The 15,613-nt window shown below is 64.3% G+C and carries 14 protein-coding genes; 7 read left to right on the top strand and 7 right to left on the bottom strand.

Annotation, left to right across the window (positions count from 1 at the left end; translation table 11 throughout):
- Positions 1 to 16 precede the first annotated feature (16 nt).
- The 3 genes from HMPREF0307_RS11445 to aspS all read right to left on the bottom strand — a co-directional run bounded on the left by HMPREF0307_RS11445 (position 17) and on the right by aspS (position 4,625).
- Positions 17 to 1,378 carry a replication-associated recombination protein A gene (locus HMPREF0307_RS11445; RefSeq protein WP_066493096.1) on the bottom strand — a complete coding sequence of 454 codons (1,362 nt, stop codon included), beginning with the start codon at positions 1,376 to 1,378 and terminating at the stop codon, positions 17 to 19.
- A 1-nt stretch (position 1,379) separates the two neighbouring features.
- Entirely contained in the window at positions 1,380 to 2,651 is a 1,272-nt protein-coding gene (locus HMPREF0307_RS11440) for a phosphotransferase family protein (protein WP_230384125.1), read from the bottom strand.
- 171 nt (positions 2,652 to 2,822) lie between these two features.
- Positions 2,823 to 4,625: an aspartate--tRNA ligase gene (gene aspS / locus HMPREF0307_RS11435; RefSeq protein WP_066493095.1), complete on the bottom strand. Its 1,803-nt coding sequence runs from the start codon at positions 4,623 to 4,625 to the stop codon at positions 2,823 to 2,825.
- Between the two features lie 329 nt (positions 4,626 to 4,954).
- Between aspS and HMPREF0307_RS11430 the strand changes: the two genes are divergently transcribed.
- From HMPREF0307_RS11430 to HMPREF0307_RS11405, 6 genes are all read left to right on the top strand, one after another.
- Positions 4,955 to 5,872, top strand: coding sequence for a KPN_02809 family neutral zinc metallopeptidase (locus HMPREF0307_RS11430; RefSeq protein ID WP_066493091.1), 918 nt, complete (start codon positions 4,955 to 4,957; stop codon positions 5,870 to 5,872).
- A gap of 187 nt (positions 5,873 to 6,059) precedes the next feature.
- The gene (locus HMPREF0307_RS11425) at positions 6,060 to 7,679 is read left to right on the top strand and encodes an inorganic phosphate transporter (RefSeq protein ID WP_230384124.1); all 1,620 of its coding nucleotides are present in this window, start codon (positions 6,060 to 6,062) and stop codon (positions 7,677 to 7,679) included.
- Positions 7,680 to 7,782: 103 nt separating this feature from the next.
- On the top strand, positions 7,783 to 8,502 hold the full coding sequence (locus HMPREF0307_RS11420) for a CBS domain-containing protein (RefSeq protein WP_066493086.1): 720 nt from the start codon (positions 7,783 to 7,785) through the stop codon (positions 8,500 to 8,502).
- A gap of 91 nt (positions 8,503 to 8,593) precedes the next feature.
- Positions 8,594 to 9,715, top strand: coding sequence for an LLM class flavin-dependent oxidoreductase (locus HMPREF0307_RS11415; RefSeq protein WP_066493084.1), 1,122 nt, complete (start codon positions 8,594 to 8,596; stop codon positions 9,713 to 9,715).
- Entirely contained in the window at positions 9,708 to 10,379 is a 672-nt protein-coding gene (locus HMPREF0307_RS11410; protein WP_066493083.1) for an FMN reductase, read from the top strand. The genes HMPREF0307_RS11415 and HMPREF0307_RS11410 overlap by 8 nt, the downstream gene beginning before the upstream one ends.
- A 187-nt stretch (positions 10,380 to 10,566) precedes the next feature.
- A complete protein-coding gene (locus HMPREF0307_RS11405) occupies positions 10,567 to 11,976 on the top strand; it encodes an L-serine ammonia-lyase (RefSeq protein WP_066493081.1) in 1,410 nt (469 codons plus the stop codon).
- Between the two features lie 117 nt (positions 11,977 to 12,093).
- On the opposite strand, the gene HMPREF0307_RS11400 is transcribed toward HMPREF0307_RS11405, so the two are convergent.
- On the bottom strand, positions 12,094 to 12,471 hold the full coding sequence (locus tag HMPREF0307_RS11400; RefSeq protein WP_066493079.1) for a hypothetical protein: 378 nt from the start codon (positions 12,469 to 12,471) through the stop codon (positions 12,094 to 12,096).
- Between HMPREF0307_RS11400 and HMPREF0307_RS11395 the strand changes: the two genes are divergently transcribed.
- The gene (locus HMPREF0307_RS11395) at positions 12,470 to 13,048 is read left to right on the top strand and encodes a TetR/AcrR family transcriptional regulator (RefSeq protein ID WP_066493077.1); all 579 of its coding nucleotides are present in this window, start codon (positions 12,470 to 12,472) and stop codon (positions 13,046 to 13,048) included. The two genes, HMPREF0307_RS11400 and HMPREF0307_RS11395, sit on opposite strands and share 2 nt — an antisense overlap.
- Before the next feature lie 40 nt (positions 13,049 to 13,088).
- Here the strand turns inward: HMPREF0307_RS11395 and hisS are convergent, their stop codons facing one another.
- From hisS to HMPREF0307_RS11380, 3 genes are all read right to left on the bottom strand, one after another.
- A complete protein-coding gene (gene hisS, locus HMPREF0307_RS11390) occupies positions 13,089 to 14,369 on the bottom strand; it encodes a histidine--tRNA ligase (protein ID WP_066493297.1) in 1,281 nt (426 codons plus the stop codon).
- 6 nt (positions 14,370 to 14,375) lie between these two features.
- Positions 14,376 to 15,020 carry an MBL fold metallo-hydrolase gene (locus HMPREF0307_RS11385; protein WP_066493076.1) on the bottom strand — a complete coding sequence of 215 codons (645 nt, stop codon included), beginning with the start codon at positions 15,018 to 15,020 and terminating at the stop codon, positions 14,376 to 14,378.
- A gap of 203 nt (positions 15,021 to 15,223) precedes the next feature.
- Positions 15,224 to 15,493 carry a thioredoxin domain-containing protein gene (locus HMPREF0307_RS11380; RefSeq protein WP_141759195.1) on the bottom strand — a complete coding sequence of 90 codons (270 nt, stop codon included), beginning with the start codon at positions 15,491 to 15,493 and terminating at the stop codon, positions 15,224 to 15,226.
- Positions 15,494 to 15,613 lie beyond the last annotated feature (120 nt).

Genomic DNA, 15,613 nt, shown 5'->3' with positions numbered 1-15,613 from the left:
GGGCGCATACGCGCCGCTATTTTTTCCCGCGAATGAGGTTGCGCAGCCGCCCCAGGTAATCGCGGATGCGCGACTCGGCGCCGTGATTAGTGGGCTCGTAGTAGACCGCACCCGCCAGCTCGTCCGGCAGATACTGCTGCGCGACGACGCCGCGCGGGTCATCGTGCGGGTATTTGTAGCCCACCGCGTGGCCGAGCTTTTTCGCGCCTTCGTAGTGGCCGTCGCGCAGGTGGGGCGGGACGTGGCCAATCTTGCCCGCGGCGACGTCCGCCTGCGCCGCAGAAATCGCCGCGATAACCGCGTTCGACTTCGGCGCCGTCGCGAGATGAATGGTCGCCTGCGCGAGCGGAATGCGCGCCTCGGGCAGACCGATAAGCTGCGCCGCCTGCGCGGCCGCAACGGCCGTGTGCAGCGCCGTGGGATCCGCCATGCCGATGTCCTCAGACGCATGCACCATGAGCCGCCGCGCAATAAATCGCGGGTCCTCCCCCGCCTCAATCATGCGCGCGAGGTAATGCAGCGCCGCGTCAACATCCGAGCCACGGATGGACTTAATAAACGCGCTCACGACGTCGTAGTGCTGGTCACCGTCGCGGTCATAGCGAACGACGGCGCGATTGACGTTGTCCTTAATCGCCTGCGGGGTGATCTCCCCGCCGTCCGGCACAGCCTCCGCCGCGGCCTCCAGGTAGGTCAGCGTGCGCCGGGCGTCGCCGCCCGCGAGCAGGACCAGCTGGTCCAGCGCCTCTTCCGTGGCTCCCACGCGCTTGCCGATGCCCCGTTCGTCCTCCAAGGCCCGCCGCGCCAAGGTTTTCAGATCCTCCGGCTCCAACGAGTTGAGCTGGAGCAGCAGCGAGCGCGAGAGCAACGGCGCCACGACCGAGAACGACGGGTTCTCCGTCGTCGCGGCGACGAGCAGCACGGTGCGGTTCTCCACGGCGGCAAGCAGAGCATCTTGCTGCGTCTTGGAGAAACGGTGGACCTCGTCGATAAAGAGCACGGTGCGTCGGCCTTGGATGAGCTCTTGGCGCGCGTGCGTAATGACCTCACGGAGTTGTTTTACGCCCGAGTCGAGCGCGGACAGCCCCACGAAGTTCTGGCCCATCGCCGACGCGATGAGCGAGGCGATGGTCGTCTTCCCCGTACCAGGCGGGCCGTAGAGGATGACGGAGGCCTCGCCGGAGCCCTCAACGAGGCGACGCAGCGGCTTACCCTCGCCGAGCAGATGGTCCTGGCCGAGTACCTCGTCGAGCGTGCGCGGGCGCATGCGCGCGGCGAGCGGGCTGCCGGCATGCGTAGCGAAGAGATCGCGGCCGGGGCGGGGCGCTGCGCCGGAGGGGGCATCGGCAGGCGCACCGAAGAGGGATTCCTGTGCCATATCAGTACGTGGATGGCGGGAGAAGGCGTGCGGCGACGTTCTGCGCGAAGACGGAGACGGGCAGGCATTCGTCAGTCTCACATTGTGCAGCGAAACGGCCGAGCGCCTCGAAGGTCTCGAAGAGGTCCTGGCGCACGAGCAGTTCGTCCTCGCTGAAGTGGCCCTCATCCGGGCTGCGGAGGATGGACTCACGGTTTTCCGTGGCGAGGATGTCCTCGCCGCGCGCGAGCGCGAGGATGCCCTCCAAGCTATCGGCGTAGAGCATCGTCACCGAAGACAATGCCCAGCCGATGAGCGAGGAAACAAGCAGGCGGTGGAGCTTATGCTCGTCCGCGTAGCGTGGCCAGGTCTCCGCGATTTCGCGGGCCCACGCGCCGACGAAGACGTCGGCCTCTTCGTTGGAGATGGGGCGCGAGAAGAGGAACTGCGGGAATCCGGCGATGACACACGCGACGTCGAATCCGACGTTGCGGAAACCGGCCCACTCGTAGTCGAGGAAGTAGATCTTGTCGCCGACCACGATATTGTCCGGCGAGAGATCAAAGGGCGTAAACGCGCGGGAGCGGCCGGACTGCTGGATTTCGGTGGCGTGCGTGGCCAGCTCCGTGAATTCAGCGGGCGGCTCGAGACCCGCGTCGCGCAAGAGGTCAAGGCCCATGAGAATAGAGCGCTGCAGTGCATCGTCGCGCTTAGCCTGGTTCGCGCGGTAATCGGGGTGCTTGTGCAGCATCCGCGCGAGCAGCGCCTCATAGTCCTGTTCGCGGCCCGCAGTGCCCGCATGCATGAGGCCGAGCTGCTCGCCGAGCAGGCGCACGATTTTGATGCGCTCCGCGTCATCGGCGGCGCGCAGGCGATCGACGAGGGTGTCGGCATCGCCGATGTCGGTGAGCACGACGATGCGCTGGTCCATGTCATAGGCCAGCAGCACCGGACCAGGGCGCACCTCCTCGGGAAGCGAGGTCGTGAACTGGTACGCAACGACCTCACTCATGAACGCCGAGTCGTCGATGGCGTGGCCTGTGACGGGCATGTGCTTGACCACGACGGAGCGATGCGGAAGGAACGCCGACGAGGACAGCCGCGCGCGGACGACCGTGGCGTTGCCCGAGCCACCCAACAGCTCGACGTCGCCAAGGTCCGGCGTGCCACCAAAGCGCCGCGCCAAGAGGTCGCGGGCGATGGCGACGACGCGATCGACGTCGAGGTCTTCTTGGGGAGCGTGCGGTGCGCCTAACGCGCCGTCTGGCGCGGGACTACCCGTCGCTGCGTCCATGATCTCTACAGCCTCCTGTACGAGTGCGTGCGGCGTGGATGCGCACGCGAAATAGAAAGTCTTGGCGGCGCGGCTGCGTAGGCCGCGCCATGGGCGTGGGCTCAGGCTACCTGCGACCGGTTCGCGTGAAGCACGCCGGTCCGCGGCAGCCGAAGCCTCGACAGGCTCGCCTTAAGCCTGGGCGGCGTCCTTCTTCGCCTTCTCCGGCTTGAAGTCCACGCCGGTCTCCTTGCGCTGCGCGGCCGGAATCGGGGCCGGGGCATCGGTAAGCGGGTCGACGCCGCCGCCGGACTTCGGGAAGGCAATGACGTCGCGAATGGACTCAAAGCCACCGAGCAGGGAGACGATACGGTCCCAGCCGAAGGCGATGCCGCCGTGCGGCGGAGCGCCGTACTGGAAGGCGTCGAGCAGGAAGCCGAACTTCTCCTGGGCTTCCTCTGCGCCAATGCCCATGACGTCGAAGACGCGCTTCTGGACATCATCCTGGTGGATACGGATGGAGCCGCCGCCAATCTCGTTGCCGTTGCAGACAATATCGTAGGCGTAAGCCAGCGCGGAGCCCGGGTCCTTGTCGAAGGAGTCGAGGAACTCCGGCTTCGGCGAGGTGAACGCGTGGTGCACAGCAGTCCACTTGGAGTGGCCGAGCGCGACGTCGCCGGAGGCGGTGGCGTCTGCGGACGGCTCGAACATCGGGGCGTCGACGACCCAGGTAAAGGCCCAGTCGCCGTCCTTGATGAGGTCGAGCTTCTTGGCGATCTCGCCACGCGCGGCGCCGAGCAGCGCGCGGGAAGACTTGGTGTCACCGGCAGCGAAGAAGATCGCGTCGCCCGGCTTCGCGCCGACATGGGCAGCGATGCCCTCGCGCTCAGCGTCGGTGATGTTCTTAGCGACCGGGCCGCCCAGCGTGCCGTCCTCGCCCACCGTGATGTAGGCCAGGCCCTTAGCGCCGCGCTGCTTCGCCCACTCCTGCCACGCGTCGAACTGACGGCGCGGCTGCGAGGCACCGCCTTCCATGACGACGGCGCCGACGTACTCGTTCTGGAACACGCGGAAGGTGGTGTCCTTGAAGAAGTCCGTGCACTCGACGATCTTGATGTCGAAACGCAGATCCGGCTTATCGGAGCCGTAGTACTTCATGGCGTGGTCGTAGGTCATGCGCGGGATCGGCGTGGTGATCTCGTAGCCGATGAGCTTCCATAGCTCGACGAGGATTTCCTCGGCCAGCGCGATGATGTCGTCCTGGTCGACGAAGGACATCTCAACGTCGAGCTGGGTAAACTCCGGCTGGCGGTCAGCGCGGAAGTCCTCATCACGGTAGCAGCGGGCGATCTGGTAGTAGCGCTCCATGCCAGCGACCATGAGCAGCTGCTTGAACAGCTGCGGGGACTGCGGCAGGGCGTACCAAGAACCCGGCTTCAGGCGAGCCGGCACGAGGAAGTCGCGGGCGCCTTCCGGCGTGGAACGGGTGAGCGTCGGAGTCTCGATTTCCGTGAAGTCGTGAGAGTCGAGGACCTTGCGCGCAGCACGGTTGGCGGCAGAGCGCAGTCGCAGGGCATCACCTTGGGACTTGCGGCGCAGGTCGAGGTAGCGGTAGCGCAGGCGGGCTTCCTCGCCCACCTCACCGGAGGTGGAGGGGTCATCGATCTGGAACGGCAGCGCAGCAGACTTGTTGAGGACCTCGAGGTCAGACACGTTGACCTCGATCTCGCCCGAGGCGAGGTTCGGGTTGGCCGAGCCCTCCGGGCGCGGCTCGACGACGCCGGTGACCTTGACGCAGTACTCGGATCGCAGATCGTGGGCGCGCTCAGCAACCTCGGACTCGCGGAAGACGACCTGGGCAATACCGGAGCGGTCGCGCAGATCGATAAAGATCACTCCGCCGTGGTCGCGACGGCGGGAAACCCAGCCCGTCAGCGTCACGGTCTCACCGGCCAGATCCTTGCGAAGCTCGCCTGCCAAATGGGTACGCAGCACTAGTGCTCATTCCTTTCAGATTTTTATTTCTCGGGGCCATCCGCCACGCGTAAACGGCGCGCGCAGTATGACCCACAAGTCGTGTTCCCGCCGAATGGGTCCTCGTTGGCCCCGGGGCGGCACCCCGCCTGGCGGCGTGCTCCGCGGCGCGGCGCACTGTGTCATAAAGGGCGGCCCTCAAGTTTACCCGCCCTCGCCCCACCGGGCAGTGATGAGGTCACCCCACCCGTCCGGGTGAGTGGCCTGCAGACGCCGGATACACACTCGTCACTTATCTTTTACCCCAACCTGCGGGACGCGCAGTCCGAAACTGTGGTTGGATTGATTTTATGACATTTCGCTCAGGAGCAAATTACGAAGGCAGGCGCGCACGATCGGGTTCAGGCGGTCGCCGCGGCGGAACCATTGCGGCCGGCGGCGGCATTGGCACCCTGCTCCTCATCGGCCTGTTCCTGCTCATGGGCGGCAACCCCGGTGATCTAGGCGGGATGCTGGGCGCGAACGATTCTCAGGGCCAGATCGAGTCCGGCGAATCCACAGACGGAACCGATCCGCTCGCGCACTGCGACTCTGCAGAAGCTGCCAACACGTACGACGACTGCCGCGTCGAGGCGACGGCTCGTTCCGTCGACCAAGTGTGGACGGCCATCCTGCCGGAGCAGGCGGGGCTCGACTACACGGAGCCGGGACTTGTCATCTTCCAAGACGCCACCAATTCCGGCTGCGGCTATGCCAGCGCACAGACCGGCCCCTTCTACTGCCCGGGCGATCAGTCGGCGTACTTCGACACGTCCTTCTTTGACCAGCTCACCCAATTCGGCGCCGAGAACGCTCCGCTTGCGCAGGAGTACATCGTCGCGCACGAGTTCGGTCACCACATCCAGCAGATTGAAGGCACGCTCGGCCTGTCGAACTACAACCAGCCGGGCGAAGACTCCAACGCGGTGAAGATCGAGCTGCAGGCCGACTGCTACGCCGGCATCTGGGCGCACCATGCCTCTGAGCCAGGCGCCAACGGCGAGGAGCCGTACATCGAAAAAATCACGGACGAGCAGGCGCAGTCCGCCATCGATACCGCCCGCGCCGTGGGCGACGACAATATTCAGCGTCGCTCCGGTGGCCAGGTCCGCCCCGACCAGTGGACGCACGGTTCTTCGGAACAGCGTGGCAACGCTTTCCTCACGGGTTACCGTGAGGGCACGATGTCCGCATGCGACTACTTGGAGCGCGGCGCCTACAACTCTTAAACGTCACACTGTGAGAGTCACGCATCATAGGCCCGCGACAACAGTGGGTAATCTCACGTGGTCACGGGCCGTTATGTATACAGTAGCCAACTCCACGCCACTGTCCGTTAACCTCCTGGCAACCTTGATCTTTTAGGTTTGACGGGTCCCGTTCGCGGGCTCTCGACTTAGAAGGAAAGGAAAGCCGTTGTCCCAAGCGATACACGCTGCCGCCCCCGCACCCAACAGTGCGCCGGGCAGCACAAAATCCAATGACTGGATATGGCATCTCTCGTTCGGCTTGCTCACGGCCGTCACGCTCGTCTGGTTTCTGCTGTGGACGAACGGTTACGTGGCCGAAGGCTCCAACAAGCTCGTCTTTATCACCGCCGTCATCTTCGCGATGTTCATGGCGTTTAACATCGGCGGTAACGATGTCGCTAACTCCTTCGGCACCTCCGTGGGTGCTGGCACGCTGACTATGAAGCAGGCGCTCGCCGTCGCCGCCATCTTTGAGGTCTCGGGCGCCATCCTGGCAGGCGGCGAAGTTACAGACACGGTGCGTTCCGGCATCGTGGACCTCGACGCCATCAATGGTCTCGATCCCATGGAGTTTGTCTACATTATGATGGCCGCACTCCTCGGCGCAGCAGCCTGGCTCTTAGTCGCCACGCGCATGGGCTGGCCGGTTTCGACGACACACTCGATCATCGGCGGCATCGTCGGCGCGGCTCTCACCGTCGGCTTCACCACCCACAAGGGCGGCTGGGAGATGGTCCAGTGGGGCGGCATCGGCACCATTGCTATCTCCTGGGTCCTCTCCCCCGTACTCGGCGGTGTGGCGGCCTGGCTGCTTTTTGGCTGGATTAAACGCTCCATCCTCTACTACAACGACGAAGCTGACGCAAAGCTGCGGGAAATTAAGACCCGCCGTTATGAAATGCGCGAAAAGCACAAGTCCAGCTTCGACCGCATGGACGAGCTGCAGAAGATTTCCTACACCAACGCCATGGCCCGCGACGCCGCCCTCGTGGCTGAAGAGAACTTCGACGCTGACCAGCTCGAGTCTGATTACTACCGTGAGCTCTACGCCATCAACATGGAGCAGTCGAGCGTCAACGCGCACCGCGCCTTGGAAAACTGGGTGCCCATTCTCGCCGCCGCGGGCGCTGTCATCATTTCCGCGATGATGCTCTTCAAGGGCCTCAAGCATGTGGGCCTTGACCTATCCTCGCTCCAAAACTTCCTCATCATGGGCATGGTGGGCGCCGTGGTGTGGATGGCCGTGGCCATCTTCGCGCGCACCCTCAAGCGCCACTCGCTGCAGCGCTCGACTTTCCTGCTCTTTAGCTGGATGCAGGTCTTTACCGCTTCCGCCTTCGCCTTCTCTCACGGCTCCAACGACATCGCCAACGCGATTGGCCCCTTCGTCGCCGTCATCGACGTGCTCAAGACCGGCCAGATCTCGGATGAGGCAGCCGTCCCTCCGGCCGTGATGATCGCGATGGGCATTGCGTTGATCGCCGGACTGTGGTTTATCGGTCGCTTCGTTATCCAGACCGTGGGTTCCGGCTTGACCCAAATGCACCCTTCCTCCGGCTTCGCCGCTGAGCTTTCCGCCGCTGCAGTCGTCATGGCCGCGTCCCTGTTGGGCCTGCCGGTCTCCTCGACCCATATCCTCATCGGCGCCGTCCTCGGTATCGGTATCGTCAACAAGGCAGCCAACTGGAACCTGATGAAGCCCATCGCCTTGGCATGGGTCATCACGCTACCGGCCGCCGCAGGTATCGCCGCTGTGACGGTGTCCATCCTTCGCGTCGTCTTCTAATAATCACCTCAGTCGCCTAAGCCGCCGCCCGGTCACCCGGGCTGGCGGTTCCGTCGTTTTCGCGCGCTGTCAGCGTGTGGTCACGCAGGTAGACTCGGGCACCATGACGCACACCTCCGCAGCCTTCTTCGCCGCATTCAACGACATCGAACAACATCTGCGCTCCCGGCTCAACGCCAAGAATTCAGACTCCTTCTGGTGGATGGCGGACCGCGCCGTAGAGCGGCACATCCTCTCAGGCAAGCAGGCGGAAACGCTCAAGGACTATTCCAACCTGCGCAACGCTATCGCGCATGGCCGCTACTACGACGGCGCCCCCATCGCAGAGCCGCACCCGCGCGTCGTCGAAAGCATCGAAGGATTGCGCGACCTGCTTACTAATCCGCCCACGGCCTTGAGAATCCTGGGGGGACAGGACGTTGTCGTGCTGGAACCCAATGCATCCATCTCACAGGCGCTAAGCCTCATCGCCCAACACGACTTTTCGCAAATCCCCATCTATGAGAATGGTTCGTTCCTCCAGCTGCTCACCACCAACGTCATCACGCGGTGGGTCGCCGCGGACCTTGAGGATAATAGCCAGCTCGACGCCGTGACCGTGCGAGAAGTCCTCGCTTTCGGCGAGCCTGCAGACCGCGCCGTGTTCCTTGACCGCCAGGCCACCGCGCAGGAGGCCATAGACGCATTGACGGATCCCGCGAAGGACGGCACGCACGCATGTGCAGCCGTCATGACGGAGCACGGTAAGAAGAACCAAAGCCCCATTCGCATCATCACCCCCTCTGACCTGTCTGAACTCATCGACGCCGTCGAGTGGGAATAGATGAATTTCCGGTTGTTGTTACGTCATATAGAATTATTCAAGGATTAAACGTAAATAGCGAATGAATTAATTATAGGGAAAGGCCACGGCCATGCAGTTTGGTATTTTCACCATCGGTGACGTCACGAAAGACCCCACCAACGGCACCTCACCCACCGAGGCGCAGCGCATTAAGAACATGACGGAGCTCGCGCTCAAGGCCGAGGAAGTCGGACTTGACGTCTTCGCTACCGGCGAGCACCACAACCCGCCATTCGTGCCATCCTCCCCCACGACGCACCTAGCTTTCATCGCGGCGCAGACGAAGAATATTCAGCTCTCGACGTCTACGACGCTGATTACGACCAACGATCCCGTGAAGATCGCCGAGGATTACGTCTTCCTTCAGCACCTCGCTGGCGGCCGCGTGGATCTCATGATGGGCCGGGGCAATACCGGCCCGGTCTACCCGTGGTTCGGCAAAGATATCCGCCAGGGCATCCCGCTCGCCGTTGAGAATTATCACCTCCTTCGTCGCCTGTGGCGCGAACCCGTCGTCAACTGGCAGGGCAAGTTCCGCACGCCGCTGCACTCGTACGTCTCCACCCCGGCCCCGCTCGACGGCGTGCCGCCGTTTGTCTGGCATGGGTCCATCCGCTCCCCACAGATTGCAGAGCAGGCCGCGTATTACGGCGACGGTTTCTTCCACAACAACATCTTCTGGAACAAGGAACACACCGCGAAGATGGTCGCGATGTACCGCCGCCGCTACGAGAAGTACGGCCACGGCCGCGCAGATCAGGCCATCGTCGGCCTGGGAGGCCAGGTCTTCATCGCAGACACGGAGCAGGAAGCCAAGGACACCTTCCGTCCTTACTTCGACAACGCGCCGGTCTACGGCCACGGTCCCTCGCTCGAGGACTACACCGCACAGACGCCACTGACCGTCGGCACCGTGGAGCAGGTTATCGATCGCACCATGCAGTTCGCGGACTGGGTGGGCGACTACCAGCGTCAGCTCTTCCTTGTCGACCACGCAGGGCTCCCTCAGGAGCTCGCGCTCAAGCAAGTGGAAATCCTCGGCACTGAGGTCGTGCCCGAGCTGCGCCGCCGCATGGAGGCCCGCCGCCCGGACCACGTCCCGTCCGATCCGCCCACCCACGGCTGGCTCCAGGACCACCGCGACGCCCCGCACTTCCAGGTCGCACCCGCCAAGGAGGAAAACCATGCGTAACCTCGTCGTCATCACCGCCGGCCTGTCTACTCCCTCCTCCACCCGCAAGCTTGCCGATGCCCTCTCCGCAGCCACCGAGTCCACAATCGGCGCCCGCGGCGAGGGCGTTAAGACCACCGTCTTCGAGCTGCGCGAGCTCGCCGGTGAGCTCGCCGAGGCCATGACGAACTGGGGCGCGGTGACCCCGCACCTCGACGAAGCCAAGCGCGCGATCTCCACAGCGGACGGGCTCATCGCCGTGACCCCGGCGTTCCAGGGCAGCTTCTCGGGACTGTTCAAGATGTTCTTCGATACGCTCGACACGCACGCGCTCGACGGATTGCCCACGCTCATTGGCGCCACGGGCGGCTCGACGCGGCATGCGCTCATGCTCGACTACGCCATGCGACCGCTGTTTAACTACCTCCACGCCGTCGTCGTCCCCACGGGCATCTACCAGTCCACGGACTCCTTCGGCTCCGAGGAAGGCGCTCAGACTGCACGCCGCATCGAACGCGCCGCGGCCCAGCTGGCCGACCTCATGGTGGGGCCCTCGGACCGCGTCGGGGGACTCAGCGGCATCGGCAGCAATGATAACTCCTCCCCGCGCCGGAAGACCGGCCTCGACCTCGAGGAAGACTTCGTGCCCTTCGAACAGCTCTTGGGCGGTCATACCGGCGACTAGTCCGTCGCCGCCGCGGCCTTCTGCATTATTGCAGGCGGCCGTAAACTATGCATGAGCTGGGCGAACCTTGCGAATACCCCCATTTAACCCCACTCTCGTGAGCCAGCGCGGCGCGGTCGCGGCCACGCGTTAGGATGGGTCGTCATCCCTTTGGCAACCCCGAATTTTCCGAAGGACTCATCTTTCCATGACTATTAGCGTCACCGATATCTTTTCGATCGGCATCGGCCCCTCCTCCTCGCACACCGTCGGTCCCATGCGCGCGGCCAAGGTTTTCGTGGAGTCTCTGCCCGAGTTCCCGGCGAAGGTCCACACACAGCTACGTGGCTCGCTCGCCGCCACGGGTAAGGGCCACGCGACCGACCGCGCGGTCATCCTGGGACTTGCCGGCTGGGAGCCGCTTACCGTGCCGCTCGACGCCAAGCCCGCACCCGGCTCGATTATCCCCTCCGCCGGCCGCGTCAAGGGCCCGCTGGGCTCGCTCGACTTCTCTATCGGCTTCGACCCGACGCCGGTGCCAGAACACCCCAACTGCCTCATCTTCAGTGCCTGGGACGCGGACGGCAACCTCGTAGCGTCGAACTCCGAGTACTTCTCGGTGGGCGGTGGTTTTATCCTCTCGCGCGCCGAGCTCGACGCCCAGCTGCGCGCCTCGGACGAGGTCCCCGCGGGCATGGCCGCCGCCTCCGTCGATGACGTGGTGCCTTATCCGTTTACCACCGGTGCCGAGCTCCTCGCCCACTGCGAGCGCACCGGCTTGCCGGTGTGGAAGGTCGTCCTCGCTAACGAGGAAAAGCTCCATGCCGACGAGGGTGGCGCCCAAGCCGTACTCGACCATCTCGACCTCGTGTGGGATACCATGCGCGAATGCGTCACCCAGGGCATCGCGACGAAGGGCATCTTGCCCGGCGGCCTCGACGTCACGCGCCGCGCGCCGAAGCTCTACACGCAGCTCCTCAACCGCCAGGATGACGAATCCTGCGGCTTCTCCGCCATGGAATGGGTCAACCTCTACGCACTCGCCGTCAACGAGCAAAATGCCGCGGGGGGCCGCGTCGTCACGGCGCCCACGAACGGCGCGTGCGGCATTATCCCGGCCGTCCTCCACTACGCGCGCGATTTCCAGGCAGGCTTCACGCGCGAGTCTGCTCGCCGCTACCTGCTCACCGCGGGTGCCGTGGGCATGATCATCAAGCAGAACGCGTCGATTTCCGGCGCTGAGGTCGGCTGTCAGGGCGAGGTCGGCTCGGCCTCCTCGATGGCCGCAGCCGGCATGGCCGAGCTCCTCGGCTGCACGCCGCGCCAGGTCGAAAACGCCGCCGAGATCGCCCTCGAGCATAACCTGGGGCTCACGTGCGACCCGGTGGGCGGCCTCGTGCAGATTCCGTGCATCGAGCGTAACGCCATCGGTGCTGTCAAGGCCATCAATGCCGCGCGCCTGGCGAAGATGAGCGACGGCGAACACCGCGTCTCCCTCGATGACGTCGTGGAGACGATGGCGGAGACGGGCCGCGACATGATGGACAAGTACAAGGAGACCTCCATCGGCGGCCTGGCGAAAACGCTCGGCTTCGCCGTCTCTCAGGTCGAGTGCTAAGCAGTCCCGTTCTCACCAGTTTCTCTTCGCGCACACCCCGGAGCTGGGCTGTCGATTATAAACGACACCCCAGCTCAAAGCGGCAGACATCGAGCTGGTCTTAGAAAACATCGTCTTTCAAGAGCTGCGCTGACGCGGATTGTCCGTCACCGTTGGCCAGAGCCCGGCATACGGTGACCACCAGCCCAAGAAATCAACGTCGTCGCCGAACGCGATGGGCAACGTCATTACTACCAGGTCACGGACCTTCTTGCCGCGGAGAGCACACGCGAGCGCGAGTTCGGCGCGCTGCGTGCGGTCCCCGATAACATCCCCAAGACGGATCTGGGCCTCGACGGCACTGAGCACCGCAACCTCGTTGACCTTCTGCTCGGCCTGCTGCCCGATGCCGCCTCCCGCGCGCCAACGCAGTGACCAACCGGTAGCGCCCCTGGACCGCGCCGCGTCGTACACGAAACCCGTCTCGTCTATATCTAGAAAGTAGTGTCTCCACATGCGTGCCGATGCCCTCCGCCGCCGCGATGCCCTCATCGACGCCGCCATCGAGCTCTTCCGCGCCCAGGGTCCAGAGGTCACCCTTGACCGCGTCGCCGAGCGTGCCGGCGTGGGCATTGCCACGCTCTACCGCAACTTCGCCGACAAGGACGTCCTCGCCATCGCGTGTACCGAGCGCATGGGCCTCGCGTTTCTCGAGCGTCAGCAAGACATCAACCACCAGCTCGAGGACGCGGACGCCGCGGCAGCACAGGCACTCGTGCATGACTACGCCCAGGCCTTGCTCGATATCGGCGCGGCCACACTCGTCCCGGTATTCGTCCCCGAGCAACTCTCTGCGCTTGACCCGACGCTGCTGCCCGAGCTGGAGAAGCTCATCGCCGGCGGCGACCGTTTTATCGCACGCGGTCAGGCGGCCGGCGCCATCGGTCCGGGCGTGACCCACCTCGAATTCGTGACGGGACTGCTTGCCCTCACCCGCCCCCGCACGGTGGATCTCGCCGAGTATCAGCCCGACATCGAGGCGCAGATGGTTGACCTCTACCTCGCCGGCGTGCGCGCAGGACACCAAGAATAGGAAAATCCCCGCGCCACGCGGGCGCGGGGAGGACGAGTTGCTAGGCCAGACGCGAAGAAATCTCGGAGGCAACGTCCGCGAGCTGCACGTCGTGCTGCTCGTGGGCCGCGAGGTCCTTGAGCGCCACCGTGCCGTTGGCAAGCTCCTGGTCGCCGAGAACGAGGGCGAAGCGGGCACCGGCGCGGTCCGCGCCCTTCATCGCGCCCTTGAGGCCGCGGTCGCCGAAGGACATATCGGCGGAAATGCCAGCCTTGCGCAGGTCGTTGACGATGAGCGCCATCTTCTTCTTCGCCTCGGCACCCAGCGCCACGCCGAAGACGTCGACGCGGGAGGAAGTGCCCTCGAGCTCAATGCCCTCGGCCTCGAGCGCGAGCAGCGCGCGGTCGACGCCCAGGCCGTAGCCGACGCCGGAAAGCTCCTGGCCGCCCAGTTGCGACATGAGTCCGTCGTAGCGGCCGCCGCCGCCGATGCCCGACTGCGCGCCAAGGAGCGGGTGGACGAACTCGAAGCACGTCTTCGTGTAGTAGTCGAGGCCGCGAACCATGCGCGGATTGATGGTGTACTCCACGCCCATGTCGTCGAGGAGACCCGTGACGGTCTCGAAGTGCTCCTGGCACTCCGGCGACAGATAGTCGAGCATGAGCGGCGCATCCGCGGTCATCTCCTGCACCTCGGCACGCTTATCGTCGAGCACGCGCAGCGGGTTGATCTCCGCGCGGTGGCGGGTCTCCTCATCGAGCGGCAGCTTGAAGAGGAACGCCTGCAGCTTCTCCCGGTAGGCCGGACGGCACGTGTTATCACCCAGGCTCGTGAGCTCGAGGCGGAACTGAGAGAGACCGAGGGCGCGGAAAGAGCGGTCGGCCAGGGCTACGACCTCAGCGTCGAGCGCCGGATCGTCGACGCCGATGGCCTCGACGCCCACCTGCTGGAGCTGACGGTAACGGCCGGCCTGCGGGCGCTCGTAGCGGAAAAACGGGCCAAAGTAGTTGAGCTTGACCGGAAGCTGGCCGCGGTCCAGGTTGTGCTCGATGACGGCGCGCATGACACCGGCGGTGCCCTCTGGGCGCAGCGTCACGGATCGGTCGCCACGGTCGGCGAAGGTGTACATCTCCTTCGTCACGACGTCCGTGGACTCGCCCACGCCGCGGGCAAAGAGCGCGGTGTCTTCGAAGATGGGCAGCTCGATGTGCTGGAAGCCAGACAGATGCGCCTCGCGCACCATGGTCTCGCGGACCTTGTAGAAAGTAGCCGACTGCGGCGGAACATAATCCGGCACACCCTTCGGCGCGGACAGGGCCTTAAACTGCTTCTTATCACTCACGGCCACTTACATTACCTCCCCAATCTGGATGAGGAACGGATTGGTCGCCCTCTCCGCGCGCATGGTGGACGTGGGCCCGTGGCCAGGCAGAATAGCAAGCTTATCGTCAAGCTCCCACACAGGTCCGCGCAGCGAGGCCTGCATAGCCTCCGGATCCGAACCAAAAAGATCCGTGCGGCCGATGGAGCCGCGGAAGAGCACGTCGCCCGTGAGCGCAAAATCCTCGCCGATAATGAGCACGCACCCGGGCGAGTGACCGGGGGCATGGCGGAGGGTAAAGGGGGCATCGGCAAGCTCCAGGGTGGAGCCGGAAAGATAGCGCAGGTCCTTGATGGGGAGCATATTCTCCGCATCGAAGAGCTGGCGGGACTGCTCGGACATGCCCTTGGCCTTGTCGAGGAAGAATTCATCGTCCGGGTGAATATAGACCGGAATATCGAGCTCCGCCGCGAGGTCCCCCGCCTCGCGCGAGTGGTCCACGTGGCCGTGCGTGAGCACAATAGCCTCAAGCGTCAACGAGTGCTCCGCCACGAGATCGAGCACACGCTGGCGCGCATGGAGGCCAGGATCGACAACAAAGGCGCGCACACCGTTGGCGACAACATAGGTATTCGCCTTGTAGGGGCCGGCTCCGAATCCATAAATATCCATGGAGACGAGACTACCGCGCGGTGAATAGAGCGCGTCGATGGCTGCGTCGTCATCGGACTGGCGCTCAAACTCAGAGACTGAGCTCCGAATAGGGGTCTATGACCACAACACCGCTCGCACGCAGGCCGTTCGCCGGCGAAGTGGGGATGGTCTTGCCGCAATCATCACCACACGTGAAGCGGAAGTCCGTCACAACGTTTTCACTATTCTCCGCCGAGCAGAAACGCGCCAGCGCGAACGGCAGGTGATTCGATATACACCTCCATGCAGGCCGCGCGCTCATTCAACTCGCGTACAGAGGAACTGCACGCTTCCGTATCAATCAACGGGAAGATGGACAGCACCAGGCGCTTGCCAGCGAAGCCCGAGTCCTTCATCGGCTTGAAGTGAGCGCCCACGAGCTCGAACGGGAGAAGACTTCGGCACCTCGCCATTCGGCGCTGCGGAGTTTTTGTAAAAGTGATTGCGGCCATACCAAGGGGCAATACAGTTAACGTCAATCCAGCGATAAGGGATGATCAGCGTGCCCACGTGTGAAACCGTGGACACCGCGTCGCGTAAGATAATGGCGCTAGCTTCCTCACGCCGCGGGC

Source organism: Corynebacterium sp. DNF00584 (genome assembly GCF_001552965.1).
Taxonomy (GTDB): Bacteria; Actinomycetota; Actinomycetes; order Mycobacteriales; family Mycobacteriaceae; genus Corynebacterium; species Corynebacterium phoceense.
The sequence above is the reverse complement of the archived record's forward strand: the minus strand, read 5'-3'. Positions and strand labels throughout refer to the sequence as shown.

What these genes read in the sequence shown, in the direction of transcription:
- HMPREF0307_RS11385 (WP_066493076.1), bottom strand. Translation starts at nt 15,020, where the DNA reads ATGGATATTTATGGATTCGGAGCCGGCCCCTACAAGGCGAATACCTAT.
- HMPREF0307_RS11405 (WP_066493081.1), top strand. Translation starts at nt 10,567, where the DNA reads ATGACTATTAGCGTCACCGATATCTTTTCGATCGGCATCGGCCCCTCC.
- HMPREF0307_RS11415 (WP_066493084.1), top strand. Translation starts at nt 8,594, where the DNA reads ATGCAGTTTGGTATTTTCACCATCGGTGACGTCACGAAAGACCCCACC.
- HMPREF0307_RS11400 (WP_066493079.1), bottom strand. Translation starts at nt 12,471, where the DNA reads ATGTGGAGACACTACTTTCTAGATATAGACGAGACGGGTTTCGTGTAC.
- HMPREF0307_RS11380 (WP_141759195.1), bottom strand. Translation starts at nt 15,493, where the DNA reads ATGGCCGCAATCACTTTTACAAAAACTCCGCAGCGCCGAATGGCGAGG.
- HMPREF0307_RS11445 (WP_066493096.1), bottom strand. Translation starts at nt 1,378, where the DNA reads ATGGCACAGGAATCCCTCTTCGGTGCGCCTGCCGATGCCCCCTCCGGC.
- HMPREF0307_RS11410 (WP_066493083.1), top strand. Translation starts at nt 9,708, where the DNA reads ATGCGTAACCTCGTCGTCATCACCGCCGGCCTGTCTACTCCCTCCTCC.
- HMPREF0307_RS11440 (WP_230384125.1), bottom strand. Translation starts at nt 2,651, where the DNA reads ATGGACGCAGCGACGGGTAGTCCCGCGCCAGACGGCGCGTTAGGCGCA.
- HMPREF0307_RS11420 (WP_066493086.1), top strand. Translation starts at nt 7,783, where the DNA reads ATGACGCACACCTCCGCAGCCTTCTTCGCCGCATTCAACGACATCGAA.
- HMPREF0307_RS11430 (WP_066493091.1), top strand. Translation starts at nt 4,955, where the DNA reads ATGACATTTCGCTCAGGAGCAAATTACGAAGGCAGGCGCGCACGATCG.
- HMPREF0307_RS11395 (WP_066493077.1), top strand. Translation starts at nt 12,470, where the DNA reads ATGCGTGCCGATGCCCTCCGCCGCCGCGATGCCCTCATCGACGCCGCC.